The 16,558-nt window shown below is 65.6% G+C and carries 17 protein-coding genes; 8 read left to right on the top strand and 9 right to left on the bottom strand.

Annotation, left to right across the window (positions count from 1 at the left end; translation table 11 throughout):
- Positions 1-3: 3 nt before the first annotated feature.
- From GCN75_RS03950 to GCN75_RS03925, 6 genes are all read right to left on the bottom strand, one after another.
- Positions 4-528: a sorbitol dehydrogenase family protein gene (locus GCN75_RS03950; RefSeq protein WP_226941072.1), complete on the bottom strand. Its 525-nt coding sequence runs from the start codon at positions 526-528 to the stop codon at positions 4-6.
- A 28-nt stretch (positions 529-556) separates the two neighbouring features.
- Entirely contained in the window at positions 557-1,723 is a 1,167-nt protein-coding gene (locus GCN75_RS03945) for a porin (RefSeq protein WP_226941070.1), read from the bottom strand.
- Between the two features lie 380 nt (positions 1,724-2,103).
- The gene (gene hpaR / locus GCN75_RS03940) at positions 2,104-2,559 is read right to left on the bottom strand and encodes a homoprotocatechuate degradation operon regulator HpaR (RefSeq protein ID WP_226938963.1); all 456 of its coding nucleotides are present in this window, start codon (positions 2,557-2,559) and stop codon (positions 2,104-2,106) included.
- 87 nt (positions 2,560-2,646) lie between these two features.
- Positions 2,647-3,603, bottom strand: coding sequence for a DMT family transporter (locus GCN75_RS03935; protein WP_152281445.1), 957 nt, complete (start codon positions 3,601-3,603; stop codon positions 2,647-2,649).
- Positions 3,604-3,684: 81 nt separating this feature from the next.
- On the bottom strand, positions 3,685-5,502 hold the full coding sequence (locus GCN75_RS03930; protein ID WP_226941069.1) for a DUF885 domain-containing protein: 1,818 nt from the start codon (positions 5,500-5,502) through the stop codon (positions 3,685-3,687).
- 65 nt (positions 5,503-5,567) lie between these two features.
- Complete coding sequence (locus GCN75_RS03925; RefSeq protein WP_152281444.1) at positions 5,568-6,611, bottom strand: LacI family DNA-binding transcriptional regulator; 1,044 nt, start codon at positions 6,609-6,611, stop codon at positions 5,568-5,570.
- Positions 6,612-6,717: 106 nt separating this feature from the next.
- On the opposite strand from GCN75_RS03925, the gene GCN75_RS03920 reads away from it, so the two are divergent.
- Positions 6,718-7,911 carry a phytanoyl-CoA dioxygenase family protein gene (locus GCN75_RS03920; protein WP_152281443.1) on the top strand — a complete coding sequence of 398 codons (1,194 nt, stop codon included), beginning with the start codon at positions 6,718-6,720 and terminating at the stop codon, positions 7,909-7,911.
- Between the two features lie 30 nt (positions 7,912-7,941).
- A complete protein-coding gene (locus GCN75_RS03915) occupies positions 7,942-9,060 on the top strand; it encodes a Gfo/Idh/MocA family protein (protein ID WP_152281442.1) in 1,119 nt (372 codons plus the stop codon).
- Between the two features lie 14 nt (positions 9,061-9,074).
- On the opposite strand, the gene GCN75_RS03910 is transcribed toward GCN75_RS03915, so the two are convergent.
- On the bottom strand, positions 9,075-11,084 hold the full coding sequence (locus GCN75_RS03910; RefSeq protein ID WP_226941068.1) for a glycoside hydrolase family 3 protein: 2,010 nt from the start codon (positions 11,082-11,084) through the stop codon (positions 9,075-9,077).
- 208 nt (positions 11,085-11,292) lie between these two features.
- On the opposite strand from GCN75_RS03910, the gene GCN75_RS03905 reads away from it, so the two are divergent.
- Both GCN75_RS03905 and GCN75_RS03900 read left to right on the top strand, forming a co-directional pair.
- Positions 11,293-12,357 carry a helix-turn-helix transcriptional regulator gene (locus tag GCN75_RS03905; RefSeq protein WP_152281441.1) on the top strand — a complete coding sequence of 355 codons (1,065 nt, stop codon included), beginning with the start codon at positions 11,293-11,295 and terminating at the stop codon, positions 12,355-12,357.
- A gap of 100 nt (positions 12,358-12,457) precedes the next feature.
- Positions 12,458-12,913 carry a GNAT family N-acetyltransferase gene (locus GCN75_RS03900; protein ID WP_152281440.1) on the top strand — a complete coding sequence of 152 codons (456 nt, stop codon included), beginning with the start codon at positions 12,458-12,460 and terminating at the stop codon, positions 12,911-12,913.
- Here the strand turns inward: GCN75_RS03900 and GCN75_RS03895 are convergent.
- Positions 12,910-13,305 (bottom strand): winged helix-turn-helix transcriptional regulator, encoded by a 396-nt coding sequence (locus GCN75_RS03895; RefSeq protein ID WP_152281517.1) that lies wholly within the window; start codon positions 13,303-13,305, stop codon positions 12,910-12,912. The genes GCN75_RS03900 and GCN75_RS03895 overlap by 4 nt on opposite strands.
- A gap of 162 nt (positions 13,306-13,467) precedes the next feature.
- On the opposite strand from GCN75_RS03895, the gene GCN75_RS03890 reads away from it, so the two are divergent.
- The 4 genes from GCN75_RS03890 to GCN75_RS03875 all read left to right on the top strand — a co-directional run bounded on the left by GCN75_RS03890 (position 13,468) and on the right by GCN75_RS03875 (position 15,829).
- On the top strand, positions 13,468-14,040 hold the full coding sequence (locus GCN75_RS03890; RefSeq protein ID WP_152281439.1) for an FMN-dependent NADH-azoreductase: 573 nt from the start codon (positions 13,468-13,470) through the stop codon (positions 14,038-14,040).
- Between the two features lie 121 nt (positions 14,041-14,161).
- Positions 14,162-14,449, top strand: a complete 288-nt coding sequence (locus GCN75_RS03885) for a putative quinol monooxygenase (protein ID WP_152281438.1) — start codon at positions 14,162-14,164, stop codon at positions 14,447-14,449.
- Between the two features lie 79 nt (positions 14,450-14,528).
- The gene (locus GCN75_RS03880) at positions 14,529-15,095 is read left to right on the top strand and encodes a hypothetical protein (RefSeq protein ID WP_152281437.1); all 567 of its coding nucleotides are present in this window, start codon (positions 14,529-14,531) and stop codon (positions 15,093-15,095) included.
- Positions 15,095-15,829 (top strand): hypothetical protein, encoded by a 735-nt coding sequence (locus tag GCN75_RS03875; protein ID WP_152281436.1) that lies wholly within the window; start codon positions 15,095-15,097, stop codon positions 15,827-15,829. Before GCN75_RS03880 ends, GCN75_RS03875 begins: the two co-directional genes overlap by 1 nt.
- A 30-nt stretch (positions 15,830-15,859) precedes the next feature.
- Here GCN75_RS03875 and GCN75_RS03870 read toward each other — a convergent pair whose 3' ends face one another.
- Positions 15,860-16,558: a hypothetical protein gene (locus tag GCN75_RS03870; protein ID WP_152281435.1), complete on the bottom strand. Its 699-nt coding sequence runs from the start codon at positions 16,556-16,558 to the stop codon at positions 15,860-15,862.

Below are 16,558 nucleotides of genomic sequence, written 5' to 3'. Positions count from 1 at the left end.
TCCTTAAATTGGTTTTCTGGCCCAGCTGCCGTAGGCGCCGTAGGAATACGTGGGTGGCTTGAGCACGTCGGCCACGACGGCCGCGTTCAGCGCCTGCTCGTAGGCGACGCAGACGGCCGCCTCGCCCGTGCCCACGATGCCCAGGTACCAGGCGCTGGCGATCTGGCGCGGCAAGGCGGCCAGCGGCGATTGGGCGGGAGCGAGCGCGTCGAGCGCTTCCTGCAGCCCGGCCGCCTGCAAGCCTTGCGCATTGATCAGGGCCAGCAGCGCGCGCACGTTGGCGGGAAAAGCGGCGTCCTGCGCCACCAGCGCGTCGTACAGGCGCCTGGCCAGCACGGGGTCGAGCACCTGCCGTCCCACCAGCATGGCCGACACACCGAGGAAGGCGCCCTGCTCCGCATTGGCGACCGGCTCGGCCAGCGCCCAGGGAATCAGCGCCGCCGCCGAAGCCGACAGCAAGCCGGCCAGCACCATGCGGCGGCCGGGATTCAGAGGGCCGCGGCCCTCCTTGTTATGTGTAGCGTCCAATTGAAGCTCCCGTGAGTTCAGCAACCGTTCAGAAAGAATGCTTGAGACCGACCATCACCACCGTCTGGCCGCCGTTCGACGACGGCGTGCCGTTCTGCGAATCGCCCACCGAGGCGACGGCATCGGCGATGGCGCCGTTCTGAGCCAGGGTCTGGCCGCGCGCCAGCTGGCGCGCTTCGATCAGGTAGATGGCGGTGCGCTTCGACAGCGCATACGTCTGTTCGAACGACAGCTGGCGGTAGCGCGCGCGGTCGGCGATGCCGTTGGCGCGGCTGGCGAAGGTGTCGCTGTAGCCGGCGGCCAGGAACCACTGCGGCGTCAACTGGTAGCTGGAGATCAGGCCGGCCGTGTTGAAGATGGCCGTGTCGCGGAAGGCCGAGCGGCTGCCCGCCTGGTATTGCACATTGCTGGCATTGGCGCCCACCATCCACTTGCCCATGGTGTAGCGCGCGCTGGCGGCGATGAACGCTATGCTGTCCGCCGAGGCGTAGCCCTGGTTGATGGCCGAGATGCCGAAGCTGCCCGAAGCGTTGTCGCTCCAGCCGGTGCCATTCTGTCCATTTTTCAGTTTCAGGTAGCCGAGCGCGAATTCGGCCGGCGACGTGCTGTACTTGACGGCGGCGCTGAAGCTGCTGCCCGCGGCATTGCCGTCGGCCGCTTCGCCGAAGCCGTACTGGGCGCTGGCCTGCAGGCCGCGCCAGGCAGGCATGCTGTAGGTGATGGAATTGCTGATGCGCACGGTCGTATCGAGGCCGTCGATATCGCCCGGATGGGCGCCGGTGGCGCCCGTCAAGACGTTGCTGGACGCCAGGGAGCCCACCAGCAGGTAGTACGGCGTGTACTGGCGGCCGGCCGTCACGGTGCCGTAGGCTGCCGATTGCAAGCCCACGTAAGCCTGGCGGTTGAACAGGGAGCTGGCGGAACTTTGCGCGCCCGTATCGCTTTCAAAGCCATTTTCCAGCAGGAACAGCGCCTTCAGGTCGCCGCCCAGGTCTTCCACGCCCTGGAAGCCGATCTTACTTGCGGACAAGCTGCCGCTGCGCATATAGGTATTCGAATTGCCGCCCTGGTTGCTCGCGTAGGCGGTGGCCGCGTCGACCACGCCATAGATGCTGACATTGCTTTGGGCGCAAACGTTTGCGCCGATGAGCGTGGAGACGGCCAGCGCCGCAGCGCGCATGCAAGTATTGTTCATTATTTTTCCTGATTTTCCTGTTTTATTGTACGCCCGACAAGTATTGCCGCCGCATGGGCGACAAACCGGCTGTGGCGCCGCGTTGCGGCCCCGTCCAGCGCGTGGGGCGTCCGCTTTTGTTCTTGATTTGGATCAAGTGACGCAAATTATACGCTTATTTACTCACATGTAAGTGATTGACTGTAAGGCGTAGTCTTATAGCAAAACTTTCTTGTGTCTTATAGTAAAACGGGCTGGCGCGCGGGCGCACGCCCGGCAGGATGCGGAAATACGCGGAACAGGCATGGGAAAGGCAGCGGCGGCGCGTGTGGGAAAACACGCGCCGGTGGGCAATCAGGCAGGCGGGAAAACGGGAAAGAATGCGGGAAGGAACGGAAAGGTCAGCGCAGGATGGCGGGCGCCACCGGCAGGGTTTCCAGGGCAATGAAGGCTTCCAGGGTGCGGCGCATGTCTTCGAACACTTGCTTGCCGTAGGCCGCTTCCAGGTGTTCATATTGCAAGTCGATCAGCTTGCCCATCTGCAGCAGCAGGCTGGCGCCCGCTTCCGACAGGTGCACCTTGCGGCGCCGCTGGTCGCCTTCGAACTTGCTGCGCCCGATCAGGCCGATTTCCTCCATGCGCGCCAGGATGCCGCTCATGCTGGGACTGGAAATCTGGCAGATGTCGCACAGCTCGCGCGGTTCCAGCGTGGGGCTTTCGTTCAGCGCGCGCATGATGCGCCACTGCTGCTCCGTGACGCCGAAGTGGTTGAGGATGGGGCGGAAATGCTGGAGCAGGCTGTCGCGGGCCTTCAGCAGCAATTGCGGCATGTTCGGATAACGGATCGGTAGCTGCAAGCGGAACTCCCTCGGCGCGCGGAAAAATTAGCGTAATTATACGGCCCGTCCACTGCAAACGGCAGGCTGGCAACGATGTATTTTTCGCTACGCCCACCCCTCCCCGCCATCCTCCCCTTGCCCCGCATGCGCGTGCACGGACCACAGCACGCCCGCCGTCAGCAAGACCATGGCCGCCCATTCCAGCGGCCGCGGCATGTGCTGCGCGTAGACGAAGCCGTACAGCAGCGCGAACAGCGTCTCCGACAGGATCAGCTGGCCCGACAAGGTGACGGGCACCAGGCGCGACGCCAGGTTCCACAGGTAGTTGCCGATCACGGAAGCGCCCAGCGCCAGCAGCAAGCACACGAGCCAGAAATGGGTCCAGTCGCGCGCCGGCCCGCCATCGGGGCCGCCCGCCGGCTGCAGCGCCAGCGCCGCGGCGCCCACGGCCAGGGCAATGACGCCGCTGGCCAGGCCATACAGCATGGCCCATTCCACGGCACTGAAATGCGTGTGGCGCTTGAGGAAGCGGGCATTGTCGAGCGCATACCAGGTCCAGCACGCGAGCGCGCAGATGGCGCACAGCACGCCGGCCAGCTTGTGCGCCATGCCGGCGCCGCCCGCGCCGCCGGCATGGCTGAAGATATCAAGATTGATGCAGGCGATGCCCAGGGCCACCACCAGCAGCGGCAGGGCCAGGCGGCGCAAAGGCAGCGCGCCGTGGTCCTTGTGGCCGAAGACCGTCACGCTCAAGGGCAGCAGGCCGATGATCAGCGAGGTGGGCGCCACACCGGCCAGCTTGACGCCGTAGGCCAGCAGCAGGTAGTACACGACATTGCCGGCCAGCGCCTGGCGCAGCATGGCCAGCCAGTCGCCGCCCCGCAGGCGCCGCAGCAGGGGCAGGAGGCGCGGCAGCATCAGTCCCGCCGCCAGCGCGCCGTAGCAGATGTAGCGGCCCACCATCAGCTCGACCGGTGAAAAATCGGGCAGCAAGACGGGCACAATAAAAACGGCGCCCCAGAAGGCGCCGGCAAGCAAACCCGATACGATCCCACGCCACATGCAGCCACACCCGCGTCTTCATTCAAAGACGCCAGTATAGGGTATGCGGAACAGCGCGACGCGGCGCATCGTGCGATCGCTTCAGCCCCTGGCTTTTCTCTGCTCGGGAATGAAGTGCTCGCGCACGGCCTTGGCCAGCAAGCCAGGCGGCAGCAAGCCCTGGCCCAGCAGGAAGTTGTTGAAGGCCAGGCGGTCGAATTTCTCGCCCAGCGCCAGCTCCGTTTCCGCGCGCAGCTGCAGGATGCGCGTATAGCCGTAGAAATAGCTGCCCGCCTGGCCCGGCGAATTGAAGGTGTAGCGGTCCAGTTCCTGGCGCGCCATCGCTTTCGACAGCATCACTTCGTCCGTCAGGATGCGCCCTGCTTCCTCGCGCGTGACCTGGCCCAGGTTCAGCATCGGGTCGAGCATGGCGCGCGCCGCGCGCAGCATGCGGAACTGCAGCGCGATGAACTGGCCTTCGGCCGGCTCGTAGGGAATCATCTCCGCTTCCGCGTACAGGGCCCAGCCTTCCACGTTGACGCTGTTGAACGCATACAGGCTGCGCGCCTGCGACACGCCCCGCTCCACCATGGCGCTGAACTGCAGTTCGTGGCCGGGACGGCCCTCATGCGCGCTCAGGGTCCAGGCGGCGCCCGCGAAATTGAAATCGTCATACGCCTCGCCCTTGCCGCTGGCGGCCGGATTACTGACGGGCAGGACGAACTGGCCGTGCTCCCCCGTATTGCCGATCAGCGGAGGCGGACGCATATGCGGCGCCGGCTGGGCGGCAGATTCGGCGTCGGACGCCAGGCGCATGGTCATGGCGCGCGCCGGAATATCGACCACGCGCTGCTGGCGGATGCGTGCTTCGAGCTGCGTATTGACGCCCTTGTAGTGCGCCTCGAGCTGCTCGTCGGGGATGGAGTCCGCTTTCAGCGCGCGCAGCACCTGGCGGTAATCACTGCCGTCGACACCCTTGAGCGACATTTTCGCCGCCACCACGGGCGCCAGCGCCTGCATGGCGGCGCGCGTTTCCAGATAAGCCACCTGCGCCCGTTCGACCAGCGCGCGCGGCTCGATGTCGATGCCCACCTGTTTCAGGCGGAACGCATACAGCTCGGGCGCCATGCGGAAATCCGTGCGCGACAGGGGCAGCACCACCTGTTTTTCCCATGCCGCATACTCGTTCAGCTGCTGCTCCATGGCCGCCAGCGCGGCTTCGGCGCCCGCGATCTGCATGTCGGCAAACAGCTTACGGATACCGGCGATATACGTGGGCACGTTTTCCAGCGACTGCTCCACCTGCAGGCGCACGGGTCCGGCCAGGCCGGGCTTGCCGATTTTTTCCGTGAAGCGGGCCTTGGCCTGCTGCGTGATCGGCGTGCTGCCCGGGAACTGGCCCACATAGCGCTGCAGGCGTTCCAGCGCCTTGGCGCGGCGCGCGGCCGGACGCTGTTCCTGCAGCAGGCTTTGCATGCTGCCAAAGACCATCTGCGGCACGTCGACCCACGGCAAGGCGTATTTGGCTTCCAGCCGGGCGCCGCTGATTTCCTGGTCGACGGCGTTCGTCAGAATTTGCAGATCCTGGCGGATGCATTCATCCTTTTCCGCCGCCAGCTTTTGCTGCAATTGCGCGCGCGCCTTCTGCATGGCCGCCACATGGCGCTCGGTGATGTTCGGCCCCAGGTCGGCAGCCAGGCCGTCGTACTGCGCCAGGCCCGTATCGGAAGCGTCTTCGGGCGAGAACTGCGCCTGCGCCGCCAGCACGATGGCCGCGTTGCGGTTGCTGGCCTCGACCCAGGCCGATGGGGCGGCGGCAGCTGCCGCAGCTGCGGGGGCGGCGGCCATGGCCGGCATGGCAAACGCGGCGGAGAGCAAGGCAGCCAGCACGGTCTGATGCAATTTCGGGATGACGGACATCGGGGATTTCCTTCAAAGGTGAGCGATGAGCGAAGCGGCGAGTATCGGCCAGGCCCGGGCGGCTGTCAATTCAGTCCGTTCAGCGCGGGCAGGTTCCACGGCGTGACGATCTGGATGGCGGACAGCGAGGCGGGCTGCGCCAGGGCCGGCAGCGCGCCCTGCGCCCGCAGGATTTCCTGGCAGGCGCGGCGCATGTCCTGGCCCAGGTCGTGGTGCAGCACGGCGTGGATGGCGCCCGAACGGAGCAGCGCCAGGTTGTCCGCATCGAGGTCATGGCCGATGAAGACCTGGCAGGGCCGGCCCGCTTTGGCGAACGCCTGCACGATGGCGGCATTGCCGCCGCCGATGGAATACACGGCGGCGATATCGGGATGCCCGGCCAGCGCTTGCCGCACCAGCGCGCCCGTGGCGCCGTCGATGCCGTGGCCTTCGCTCACTTCGACGATCGATAAATGCCGGTGCCGTTCGCGCAGCGCGCGGCGAAAACCGATCTCGCGCTCTTCCTCGCCGTGAAAACGGTTGCTGCTCAGGGTCACCAGCACCTGCCGTTTCTTTCTCGCGCCGCCCAGCCACTGGCCGATCAGGTAGGCGGCCGTCTCGCCCGCCGCCCGGTTATCCATGCCCACATAGCTGCGGCGCGCGGACGCGGGCAGGTCCGTCACCAGGGTCACCACGGGGATGCCGGCCGCCGCCAGCCGCGCAACGGCGTCGGCCACGGGCGGCACGTCCGGCGCCTTGAGCAGCACGCCGTGGCTGCCGTTCTTGCGGATGCGTTCCAGCAGGTCGACGATGCCGTCCACCTCCAGGGTTTCATGCAGGTGAAAGCGCGAACGCAGCACGGCCGGATGCAGGGACGGCAGCTCCGCCTCCAGCGCGGCGCGCACGGCATCGGTAAAACGGCGCGGCGCCACCATCAGCACGTCGAGCATGAATTTTCTGCCGGCCAGGCCCACCTGCGTGCTTTGCCGCGCCAGCTCGTCGAGCGCCTGCATCACGCGGCGCACCGTATTGGCGTGCACGCCGCCGCGCTGCCTGATCACGCGGTCGACCGTGGCCACACTGACGCCGGCCTGCAGCGCCACGACCTTGACGGGGAAAGGATGCGTCACGTGCCCTCCATTTCGGTTTGATGGTTTTTTGATGGATTTTCTGATCAAAAATGCGGATTTTCATCCCTATACTGATTCTACAACTTAAATAATCAGGAGACACCGCATGCACACCACCAACGCCGGCGCCGCGCCGCCCGCCCCGTATTGGCTGACGCCGGAAAGCTGCGACCTGCAAGACTTCATCGACACCGTCAGCTGCCGCACGGCGCTGGCCGACTATCCGCACGCCGCCGCGGTACAGGAAAATATCCTCGTCTACGACTGCGATGCCGTGCGCGAACTGGCCGCCAATCCGGCCGCGCTGCACGCGCTGCAGGCCGAGTGGGGCCAGGCGCTGATGGACGGCCCCGGCGTCATCGTGCTCAAACGGGCCGTCACCGACATGGAAACGCTGGAGCAGGCCAATCGCGTGTTCCGCGACCTGATCGCCGGGCAGCATGCCAGCGGCCAGACGGCCGGCGACCATTTCGCCAGGCCGGGCGCGAACGACCGCATCTGGAACGCCCAGCAAAAGCTTTGCCTGCGCGCGCCCGAAACGTTCGCGCGCTACTACGCCAACCCCGTCTTTGCCTGGATATCGCAGGCCTGGCTGGGGCCCGCCTACCAGATGACGGCGCAAGTGAACGTCGTCAATCCCGGCGGGGCCGCCCAGGCGCCGCACCGCGACTATCACCTGGGCTTCCAGAGCGCCGCCGCCTGCGCCGCCTATCCCGCGCCCGTGCACCAGATGTCGGCCCTCCTGACCTTGCAGGGCGCCGTTGCCCATTGCGACATGCCGCTCGAATCCGGCCCTACCCTGTACCTGCCCTGGTCGCAGCGCTACCGGGCCGGTTTTCTCGCCTGGCAGCAGCGGCCGTTCCGCGACTATTTCGCCCGGCATTGCGTGCAGCTGCCGCTGTCGCAAGGCGACGCCGTGTTCTTCAACCCCGCCCTGTTCCATGCGGCCGGGCATAACCGCTCGCCCGACATCCGCCGCATGGCCAACCTGCTGCAGGTGTCGTCGCCATTCGGGCGCGCCATGGAAGCGCTGGACCGCCGCGCCATGAGCGCCGCCCTGTATCCCGCCTTGCAGGCGCTGCGCGCGCAGGGCGCGCTGGATGACGCAGGCATCGGCCACGCGATCGCCGCCTGCGCCGAAGGCTATGCCTTTCCCAGCAACCTGGACCGCGACCAGCCCATCGATGGCATGGCGCCGCCCACGCAGCAACAGCTCATGCGCGAAGCGCTGGCGCAGGACTGGCCAGCAGCCCGCTTGCTCGACGCCCTGGACGGCCATGCCTGGCGCCAGCAAGCCTGAATCCCATACACGCCACCTCGGAGACTCCCTATGCAAGACATCCACATCGGCCTGATCGGCGCCGGCTACATGGGCAAGGCCCACACCATCGCCTACAAGACCGTGCGCAGCATCTTTCCCACGTCCCGCAACCCCGTCTGCGCATGCATCGCCACCAGCAGCGAAGAAGGCGCGGCCCGCAGCGCGCGGGAACTGGGCTGGAACAGCTCCACGGGCGACTGGCGCACGCTGGTCAATGACCCCGCCATCGACGCCATCGTCGTCGCCACGCCGCCCGCCACGCACAAGGACATCGTGCTGGCGGCGCTGGCCCTGGGCAAGCCCGTGTTCTGCGAAAAGCCGCTGGGATTTTCCGCCGCCGAATCGCTGCAGCTGGCGCAGGCGGCGGAAGACGCGGGCGTGGCCAACATGGTCGGCTACAACTACATCCGCACGCCCGCCAGCCAGCTGGCGCGCCAGATCATCGCGTCCGGAGAAATCGGCGACATCATCCACGTCGCCGCCGAGCACGTGGAAGACTACCTGCACGACCCGCGCGCGCCCGCCTCGTGGCGCACGCGGGAGGCCACGGCAACGCGTGCCGGCGCGCTGGCCGACGTGGGGTCGCACCTGCTCAACCTGGCCCTGCGCCTGGGCGGTCCCGTCGACTCGCTGGTGGCCGACATGAATACCGTGCATGCGCGGCGCGACGGCCCGCACGGCATGGAAGCGGTGGACAACGACGATCAGGGGAATGTGATGCTGCGCTTTGCCAGCGGCGCGCTGGGCGCGCTGACCTTCAGCCGCGTGGCGGCCGGGCGCAAGATGGGCTATACCTACCGCATCACGGGAACGAAAGGCGCGATCGCCTTTGATCAGGAAAACCAGAACGAGCTGTGGCTGTACGACGCCAGCCGCCCCGCGCAGCGCCAGGGTTTCCAGCGCCTGCTGATGGGCCCCGCCCACCCCGACTACCTGGCATTCAGCCAGGGAGCCGGGCACGGCACGGGCTACAACGAGCAAATCGTCATCGAGGCGCGCGATTTTCTGCAGGCGATCGCCGGCGGCGAGCCAGTCTGGCCCACCTTCCGCGACGGCTACGAGGTGGACCGGCTGGTCGACGCCGCGCTGCGCTCCGTGCAGGAGCGCAGCTGGATTACCGTGCGCTGACAGCAGGAGCGTTGTCAGTACCCCAGGCCGTAACCGAACTTGTACAGCGGATGGGCCGTGTCATACGGCACGTCCGATTTCTGCACCTGCACTTCGGCCATCGACGATGGCAGTTCGAACGGCAGCTTGCCTTGCGGCTTGGCCTTGCCCGTCAGGACATCGAACAGCGCGCCGTCGCTCACGCCGAAGTTGGCGAGTATGGCGCTGGCCTTGTCCTGCACGTTGCCAAGGATGGCCGGGCGGTCCAGGTACACCGTCACCACCGTCTTCGGCGCATATTTGGCCGCGTTCTTGATGGCCTCGTAGTCGGCGTCGCCATCGACATAGTTCAGGCGCCCTTCGTGCTGCATGCTGCCGAAGATGTAGTTCGGGTGCAGGGTTTCATACGGCGCGGCCACGCGCAGCAGGGCCACGTCCGCTTCCTGCGGCGTGGCGACCACCGTGTAGCCATACTGCTTCGCCACGGCCGCGTCGATGCCGTACAGGTAAACCTTCTTGACGGTGGCCGCCAGCGGCAAGGTCTTGTCCTTGTTTTCCAGCAGGACCAGCGAACGGCGCTGGGCTTCCAGGCCCGCCTCGATGAAGTCCGCCTTGCCCACCGTGGTGGCCGCCTTGGCAGCATCGACGAACGGATGCTCGAACAGGCCCTGCTTGAATTTCTGCACCAGGATGCGCCGCGCCGACGCGTTGATGCGCGCTTCCGTCAACTGGCCCCGCTGCACGGCTTGCGTCAGATACGGCGCTTCCGTCACGCCGCCAAACTGGTCCATCCCCGCCGTGACGGCTTTCACGTAGCGCTCGGCCTTGGTGGCGTCTTCCATGCCCCACGGCGTGCCGAAGCCGATGAACGACGGCGCCACGCCAGGCGGCGTGCCGTTGCGGCAGTTGGCGTCGCAGTCGGAAGTGATGCCCCAGTCGGACAGGATCACGCCTTCGAAGCCGTATTTGCCGCGCAGCAGATCCGTCAGCATGGTCTTGCTGAAGCCGGCCGCTACCTGCTCCAGCGTGATACCGTCGATGGTGATATTGCCGTCCGGCAGCGCATAGGTGGGCATGACGGAGGCCGCCTTGGCCGTGAAGGCGCCCTCGAACGGCTTGACGTGGTAGGCAAAATTATTGCCCGGGTAAGTCATGTAGCGGCCATAGTAATTATGGCCGTCGAAGCCCTCTTTCGTGGCGCCGTAGCCGACCCAGTGCTTGACGACGGCCACCACGCTGCCGTCATGCAGGCCCGTATTGCCATCCTGGAAGCCCTCGATATAGTGCTGCACCATGCGCTTGGCCAGGTCCGCATCTTCGCCGAACGTGCCGTTGATGCGCGACCAGCGCGGCTCCGTGGCCAGGTCCGCCTGCGGCGACAGCGCTTGCGTGATGCCCACGGCCAGGTATTCCTGGCGCGCGATGTCGCCGAAGCGGCGCACCAGCGCATCGTCGCCGATGGCGGCCAGGCCCAGGGTTTCCGGCCACTGCGAGAAACCCTTGGTACCGGCGCTGGCGCCCACCGTGTACTGGAAATGGTGGCGCGGGTCCGTGCTGATGGACACAGGAATGCCGTGGCGCGACGTTTCGCTCAGCGCCTGCAGCTTGTTGTACTGGGCCGCCATATTTGCCGTGTCGCCCGCCATGCGGGTAATGAAGGTGTTGACGTACTGCTTGACGACCAGGTCCTGCAGCGCCGCCAGGTCATACGCGCCGCCCAGGCCGATGCCGGAAGGGTCGGACACGGTGGGCGCCGTGCCATGCATCATCAAGCCGGCCTTTTCATCAAGGCTCATGCGCGACAGCAGGTCGTCGGCCCGCGCCTCGGCCGGCAGGCGCCAGTCTTCGTACGGATCGACCTTGCCGTTGCGGTTCATGTCCTTGAAGGTATAGCCGTCGGACTTGAGCTGGGCGTAGGTGGTGGCGCCGAACACGGGCTGCGTATATCCCTCGCTGCCGGTGTCGTTGCCGCAGGCGGCCAGGGCAAGCGTGGCGACGCAGCCGGCGACCACGCGGGCCATCGGTTTCAAAGTGCAATTCATCATTATCTCCAAGACTGTTTTTGTAGGTATCAAGGCGCGGCAGCAAGGCCGGCCGAAAACAATATAGCGTGAGAATGCGTGAGTTTCTTGACCGCGCAGCACGCGTTTTATACCCGCGAAAACAATTTTTGGTTAGGCGGCACGACAACCAACAATTTCCTACAAAGTGCTAATATTTGTGAAAAATTACTACAACAAGCAGGAGACACCCTTGCACAAACCCGACACGCGCACGGTTTCGAACCGGATTGCGCAGCAATGCGCGCGCGCCTTGCAGGCCGATGGCCACGACCCCGCCGACTTCTTCCGGCAGACCGGCATCACGCCGGCGCAGCTGGACGAACCGGGCGGCCGCATCAACGCCGAGCGGCACCGCCGCATGACGGCCTACGCCCAGCAGCTGCCGCAGCACCGGGCCATTCTCGACATCGACGTGACGCACTGGTTCGCCCATTTTTCCGGCATCGCCCACGTCTGCTTCAACCGCCCCACCCTGCGCAGCGCGCTGCACGAACTGCTGCATTTGCGTGGCTTGATCGGCGAATTCGATTTCATGCTGATGAGCGAAAGCGGCACGCGCATCGAGATCGAATACCTGTCCGAATTCTGCCCCGTGGGCGGCGCCATGCAGGCGCTGGCCAATTTCCGCATGCTGTCGCTGGTGGCGCGCGCCTACGACGATGGCGCGGCCACCGCCTTCCATGCCGGCTTCCAGGGCAAGGCGCCGTGGTTCGCGCCCGCCATTGCCGAGTGCTTCGGCGCCGCCGCCACCTTTGGCCAGGGACGCAACACGCTGACGTTTGACGCGCCGGCGCTGGACCGGCCTTTTGCCCAGTTCAACGCCATGCTGGCGCCGCACGCGCTGCGCCACGCGCAGGGGCAATTGCAGCAGCTGCAGGGGGCGCAGCTGTTTTCGGCCCGCGTGGAGCAAGCCATCATCGATTTATTGAGCCGGCAGGCGGACGCCGACGGCGCCGCGCTGCTGCCGGCCCTGTGCGACGGCCTGGCGATGAACCGCTGGACCTTGCAGCGCCAGCTGCAGCAGGAGCAGACCTCGTTCCGCGCGCTGGAACTGCGCGCCAAGAGCCGCGAATCGCGCCGGCTGCTGCGCGAAACGAGCATGAGCGTGGCGGAAATCGGCGACCGCCTGGGCTTTTCCTCGCAAAGCGCGTTCACCCGCTTCTTCAAGACCCAGTTCGAACTGCCGCCGGCGCGCTACCGGCACGACGTGCAAGGCAGTTCATCGGAATTCGTTCAGACACAGGCCCTGCCATGACGATGATCGAAGCGCTGGCTGCGCCGAGCGATGGCACGGTATTGCCAGTTGCGCAACTTTTCCCCATACTTCCACACCCGACTTTTCATCACCTTCGACCATGACCATCAGCCTGCGCGCCGTCACCGCCGACAATTTTGACATCATCAGCGAATTGCCCCTGCTGCCACAGCAACGCGATTATCGGGCCAGCAACGACTACTCCATCGCGCAGGCCAGCTTTTACCCCGCTACCATGCATACGCGCGCCGTATATTGCGATGAAGAGGTGATCGGTTTCCTGATGTTCGTTTCGCCGGACGAGGAAGACCCGCCCGGCCACTACCAGATCTGGCGTTTCATGGTCGACCACCGGCGCCAGGGACAAGGCCATGGCAGGGCTGCCCTCGGCCTGGCGCTGGCGGAAATCCGCGCCCGGCCCGATGCGCGCAGCATCAAGATTTGCTACAAACCGGGCAATACCAACGCGCAGCGATTCTATGCCAGCATGGGTTTCGTGGAAACAGGCATGGATGCCGATGGCTGTGACATGCTGGCCATCATCGACATAGCTTAATCGTCCGCGGGGAGCTGGTTCCCTGCCTTGGCATCGAACGCCAGCCGCGCCGCATCGATGGCGTCGCGGTGGCCATGGGCCCAGGCGCCCAGCGCGCTGATGGGGACGAGGAGCGAGCGGCCCAGGTCCGTCAACGCGTAGTCGACGCGCGGCGGCACAGTGGGAAACACGGTGCGCGTCACGAGGCCGTCGCGTTCCAGCCCGCGCAGGGTCAGGGTCAGCATGCGCTGGGAGATGCCGCCGATCAGGCGGCGCATCTCGTTGAAGCGCTTGGTGCCATTGCCCAGCAAAATCACCACCATCACGCTCCATTTGTCGCCCACGCGCGTGAGGATGTCCGTGATGGGGCGGCAGGAATCGGCCACGCCCGCATGGCCTCCCTCGTCGCGCATGCGCCGTTCCAGCTCGGCCCCTTGCGCGGCGGCATCACCAATAGTCACATCCGTGTGCCCCAGTGTGGAAAAAGTGCCTTCTTGTGCGTTCATTTGATAGTCACTATATTTAACTCGGTTACAAAAACATACCACCCGATCATACCACCCAAGAAGGCACCCATGAACATCCTGCACATCGATTCCAGCATCCTCGGCGAGCATTCCATCAGCCGCCAGCTGTCCGCCGCCATCGTGGCCCGCCTGCAGGCGGCCGCGCCCGGCGCCGCCGTCCACTACCGCGACCTGGCGGCCCAGCCGTTGCCGCAATTCACGGCGGCGCCCAGTGCCAGCGACGGCGCAGCGCTGGCCGGCGCGCTGGAGCAGGTGCTGGCGGCCGACGTCATCGTCGTCGGCGCCCCCATGTACAACTTCGCCCTCCCCAGCCAGCTCAAATCGTGGCTGGACGCGCTGGCCGTGCCGGGCAAGACTTTCCAGTACGGCGCCAACGGCCCGGAAGGCTTGCTGGGTAGCAAGCGCGTGATCATCGCCTCGACGCGCGGCGGCTATTACGGCGCCGACACGCCGATGGCCAGCCTGGAGCACCAGGAAAGCCATCTGCGCGCCTTCCTCGGCTTCCTCGGCGTCACGCAAATCGATATCGTGCGCGCCGAAGGCGTCAAGGTCAGCGATGCTGCCAGGGCGCAGGCATTGACGGCCGCGTTCGAGCAGATCGGGGCGCTGCAGGCCGCGTAAGGGGCGGCGGATTTTCTGGCTGCGGCGGAAACTGTTTCGGCGCAGCCAGACTGGACATGGCCGGCATGAACGTCCAGGATGCGCTAAGCTGCATCCGCCCCATCACTTTACAAGGACCACCATGACCCTGACCGTCGTCGCCACCATCGATGCCCAAGCCGACCATATCGACGCCGTGCGCGCCGCCCTGGAAGCCGTCGTGCCGCCCAGCCGTGCCGAAAGCGGCTGCCTGCGCTACGAGCTGCACCTCGACAACAAGATTCCCACACGCTTCATCATGCTGGAAGAATGGACCGGCGAGGCGGCCCTGACGGCGCACTACGCGACGCCCCATTTCCTGACCCTGGTGGCCGCCACGGACGGCAAGGTCGTCAAGATCGACGTGGCGGAGTTGAGCAAGCTGAAGTAACGGCCGGCAGCGCGTTCAAGCGCGCGGCCATCTTGGCAAGTTGCCATCTATAATGTGGCAACTTTTCTTTATGGCCATCATGACACCCTTTTTCCCGATACGCGGCGCCGCCGCGGCAGCCGCCCTTGCCCTGTGCACCGGCGCCTTTGCGCAAGCACCCATGCCCAAGCTCGTGGGCGAATACAACCTGCTCTCGTCGACGACCGTGCCGCCCAGCACCTGGGGCTATTCCAAGGCCCGTGTGTCCATCAAGCAGCTCGATGACCATCATTTGCTGATCCTGCTCGCCTGCGAATGGAAGCGCGAGCCGAAGGCCGTCTGCGGCGACTATTTCTATGCCCAGTGGCGCGACGACGGCCTGTATCTGCAGGACATGAATACGTTTGCCATGCGCCTGTACTTCGATCCCGCCTCGCGCAAGCTCACCATCATCTCGCGCGGCGCCGATGCCAAGCAAAGCGTGCGGCACGAAGTGTTCGGCACGACGACCGCCCCGCTCACGGACCCCGCCCTGGTGCGGCGCATGAAGCGCGAGCAATCGAATGCCGACAGCAAGGAAAACCGGCGCGTGTTCGGGCCCTACACGAAGTGGGATTACCAGGAAAACCGCATCGAATTCCAGCGCCAGGACGTGACGACGCCGTGATGCCGGGCCGTATCCAGCCCATGCGGCGCCAGCTGCTGCGCCTTGCCGGCGCCCTGCTGTGCTCACCCGTGCTGGCGCGCGCGGCCGGCGGCGGCCTGCCCCGCGCCGTGCGCCAGCGCATCGTGGCTACCCTCGACGCGCCCCTGCCGAAAATCCTCAATGTGCACCACCTGGCGCTGATACGGCGCTTCGACATCGGCTGGTCGCCCGTGGAAAGCGGCGCGCCCATGCTCAATCCGGCCCACCCGCTGGGCACGGGCGACACCCTGACACTGGCCATGCAGGCGATCGCCAGCGGCGATGCGGCACTGGCCGCGCAGCGCCTGATGGAAGCGGCGCAGCTGCTGCCCCGCTTCGTGCAGATGGCCGACCTGAAGCCGGGCAGCTATGCCCACGGCAAGGCGCCGTTCGTCCTGACGGCACAGCATCTGACGCTGCTGCGCCAGCAGTCGTGGCTGACGGTGGAAATGCTGGGCATGGGCAGTGCGGAGGATTACCTGGCCGAAGGCTATTGGCCCACCCCGTCCGTGGACGGCAAGCGGCCGTATGGCAACTTCACGAATTACCCGGTAGAAATGGCGCAAGCGCTGGGCCTGCCCGTGCGCCGGCAGGCGGATGGCAGCCTGGCCGTCACGCCAGCACTGGAAGCGGAACTGCAAGCGCTGCACGAGCAGACCATGCCCGCGCTGCAGGTGTTTGTGCGGCAGGCGGGGTTGAGGCGCAATACGCCCTAAATCCGAGACTGGAACGGGCGGCGGCACGGCTTACTTGCCGCACGCATCGAGTCCCCTGTTCAAGAAGCTCAACACGCTATCGGCCCTTTTGATCAGGCGGGCCATTTCCATCCAGCTGACCACCGCGCCGCCGGATTTTTTTTGTCGATGGTGCCGGCTTTCCACGTTAGCGCTATTGGTTACAGGTACTTCGCAAAGCACGAGGCCCGATGGCACCCCGCCTCTTCCCAGGCTCAGCCACTCACCACCAAATTGTCTCCCGGCATCTGCATCAAATGCCAGGGGGGCCGCATGCAGGGAAACGTAATATCCCGCTGGAAATTTACACTTCAAACGCGTGCTTTCTGCATAAGGCAAGGCCACGTTCAGGGACGCAAAGAGGTCTCTGGCCTGGCGCTCGCTTCGATGTTCCAGGAACACCAGGTACTTGAGACCCGCTTGGAGAGGAGAAGTCTCCACAGGCAGGAAAAACTGCACATCACCGTTCTGGCTGCCCTTCAATGCCTGCACGACTTTTGCCCGGTAGACAATGCCACAGAGTTTCCCATCCATAGCATCCTCGTGCGGCACCACCGTCGCGGACACGACCGTCACCCGCGCCACCAGGGAAGAGCTCTCGACGACTTGAGCTAGCTCAATATAGCCCGTTGGCGAACCGACCTGGATCAATTCTTCCGCAGAGGAATCAAGCGCGCAACACAGCATCAACGGCAGCAGTTTTTTAAGCAT

The sequence above is a fragment of the Janthinobacterium violaceinigrum genome, from assembly GCF_009208555.1.
Lineage (GTDB): Bacteria > Pseudomonadota > Gammaproteobacteria > Burkholderiales > Burkholderiaceae_D > Janthinobacterium > Janthinobacterium violaceinigrum.
The sequence above is the reverse complement of the archived record's forward strand: the minus strand, read 5'-3'. Positions and strand labels throughout refer to the sequence as shown.

Excerpts from the sequence above, each read along its gene's own strand:
- GCN75_RS03945 (WP_226941070.1), bottom strand. The coding sequence starts at position 1,723 with ATGAACAATACTTGCATGCGCGCTGCGGCGCTGGCCGTCTCCACGCTC.
- GCN75_RS03935 (WP_152281445.1), bottom strand. The coding sequence starts at position 3,603 with ATGTGGCGTGGGATCGTATCGGGTTTGCTTGCCGGCGCCTTCTGGGGC.
- GCN75_RS03930 (WP_226941069.1), bottom strand. The coding sequence starts at position 5,502 with ATGTCCGTCATCCCGAAATTGCATCAGACCGTGCTGGCTGCCTTGCTC.
- GCN75_RS03920 (WP_152281443.1), top strand. The coding sequence starts at position 6,718 with ATGCACACCACCAACGCCGGCGCCGCGCCGCCCGCCCCGTATTGGCTG.
- GCN75_RS03915 (WP_152281442.1), top strand. The coding sequence starts at position 7,942 with ATGCAAGACATCCACATCGGCCTGATCGGCGCCGGCTACATGGGCAAG.
- GCN75_RS03910 (WP_226941068.1), bottom strand. The coding sequence starts at position 11,084 with ATGATGAATTGCACTTTGAAACCGATGGCCCGCGTGGTCGCCGGCTGC.
- GCN75_RS03900 (WP_152281440.1), top strand. The coding sequence starts at position 12,458 with ATGACCATCAGCCTGCGCGCCGTCACCGCCGACAATTTTGACATCATC.
- GCN75_RS03895 (WP_152281517.1), bottom strand. The coding sequence starts at position 13,305 with ATGCGCGACGAGGGAGGCCATGCGGGCGTGGCCGATTCCTGCCGCCCC.
- GCN75_RS03890 (WP_152281439.1), top strand. The coding sequence starts at position 13,468 with ATGAACATCCTGCACATCGATTCCAGCATCCTCGGCGAGCATTCCATC.
- GCN75_RS03885 (WP_152281438.1), top strand. The coding sequence starts at position 14,162 with ATGACCCTGACCGTCGTCGCCACCATCGATGCCCAAGCCGACCATATC.
- GCN75_RS03880 (WP_152281437.1), top strand. The coding sequence starts at position 14,529 with ATGACACCCTTTTTCCCGATACGCGGCGCCGCCGCGGCAGCCGCCCTT.
- GCN75_RS03875 (WP_152281436.1), top strand. The coding sequence starts at position 15,095 with ATGCCGGGCCGTATCCAGCCCATGCGGCGCCAGCTGCTGCGCCTTGCC.
- GCN75_RS03870 (WP_152281435.1), bottom strand. The coding sequence starts at position 16,558 with ATGCTTAAAAAACTGCTGCCGTTGATGCTGTGTTGCGCGCTTGATTCC.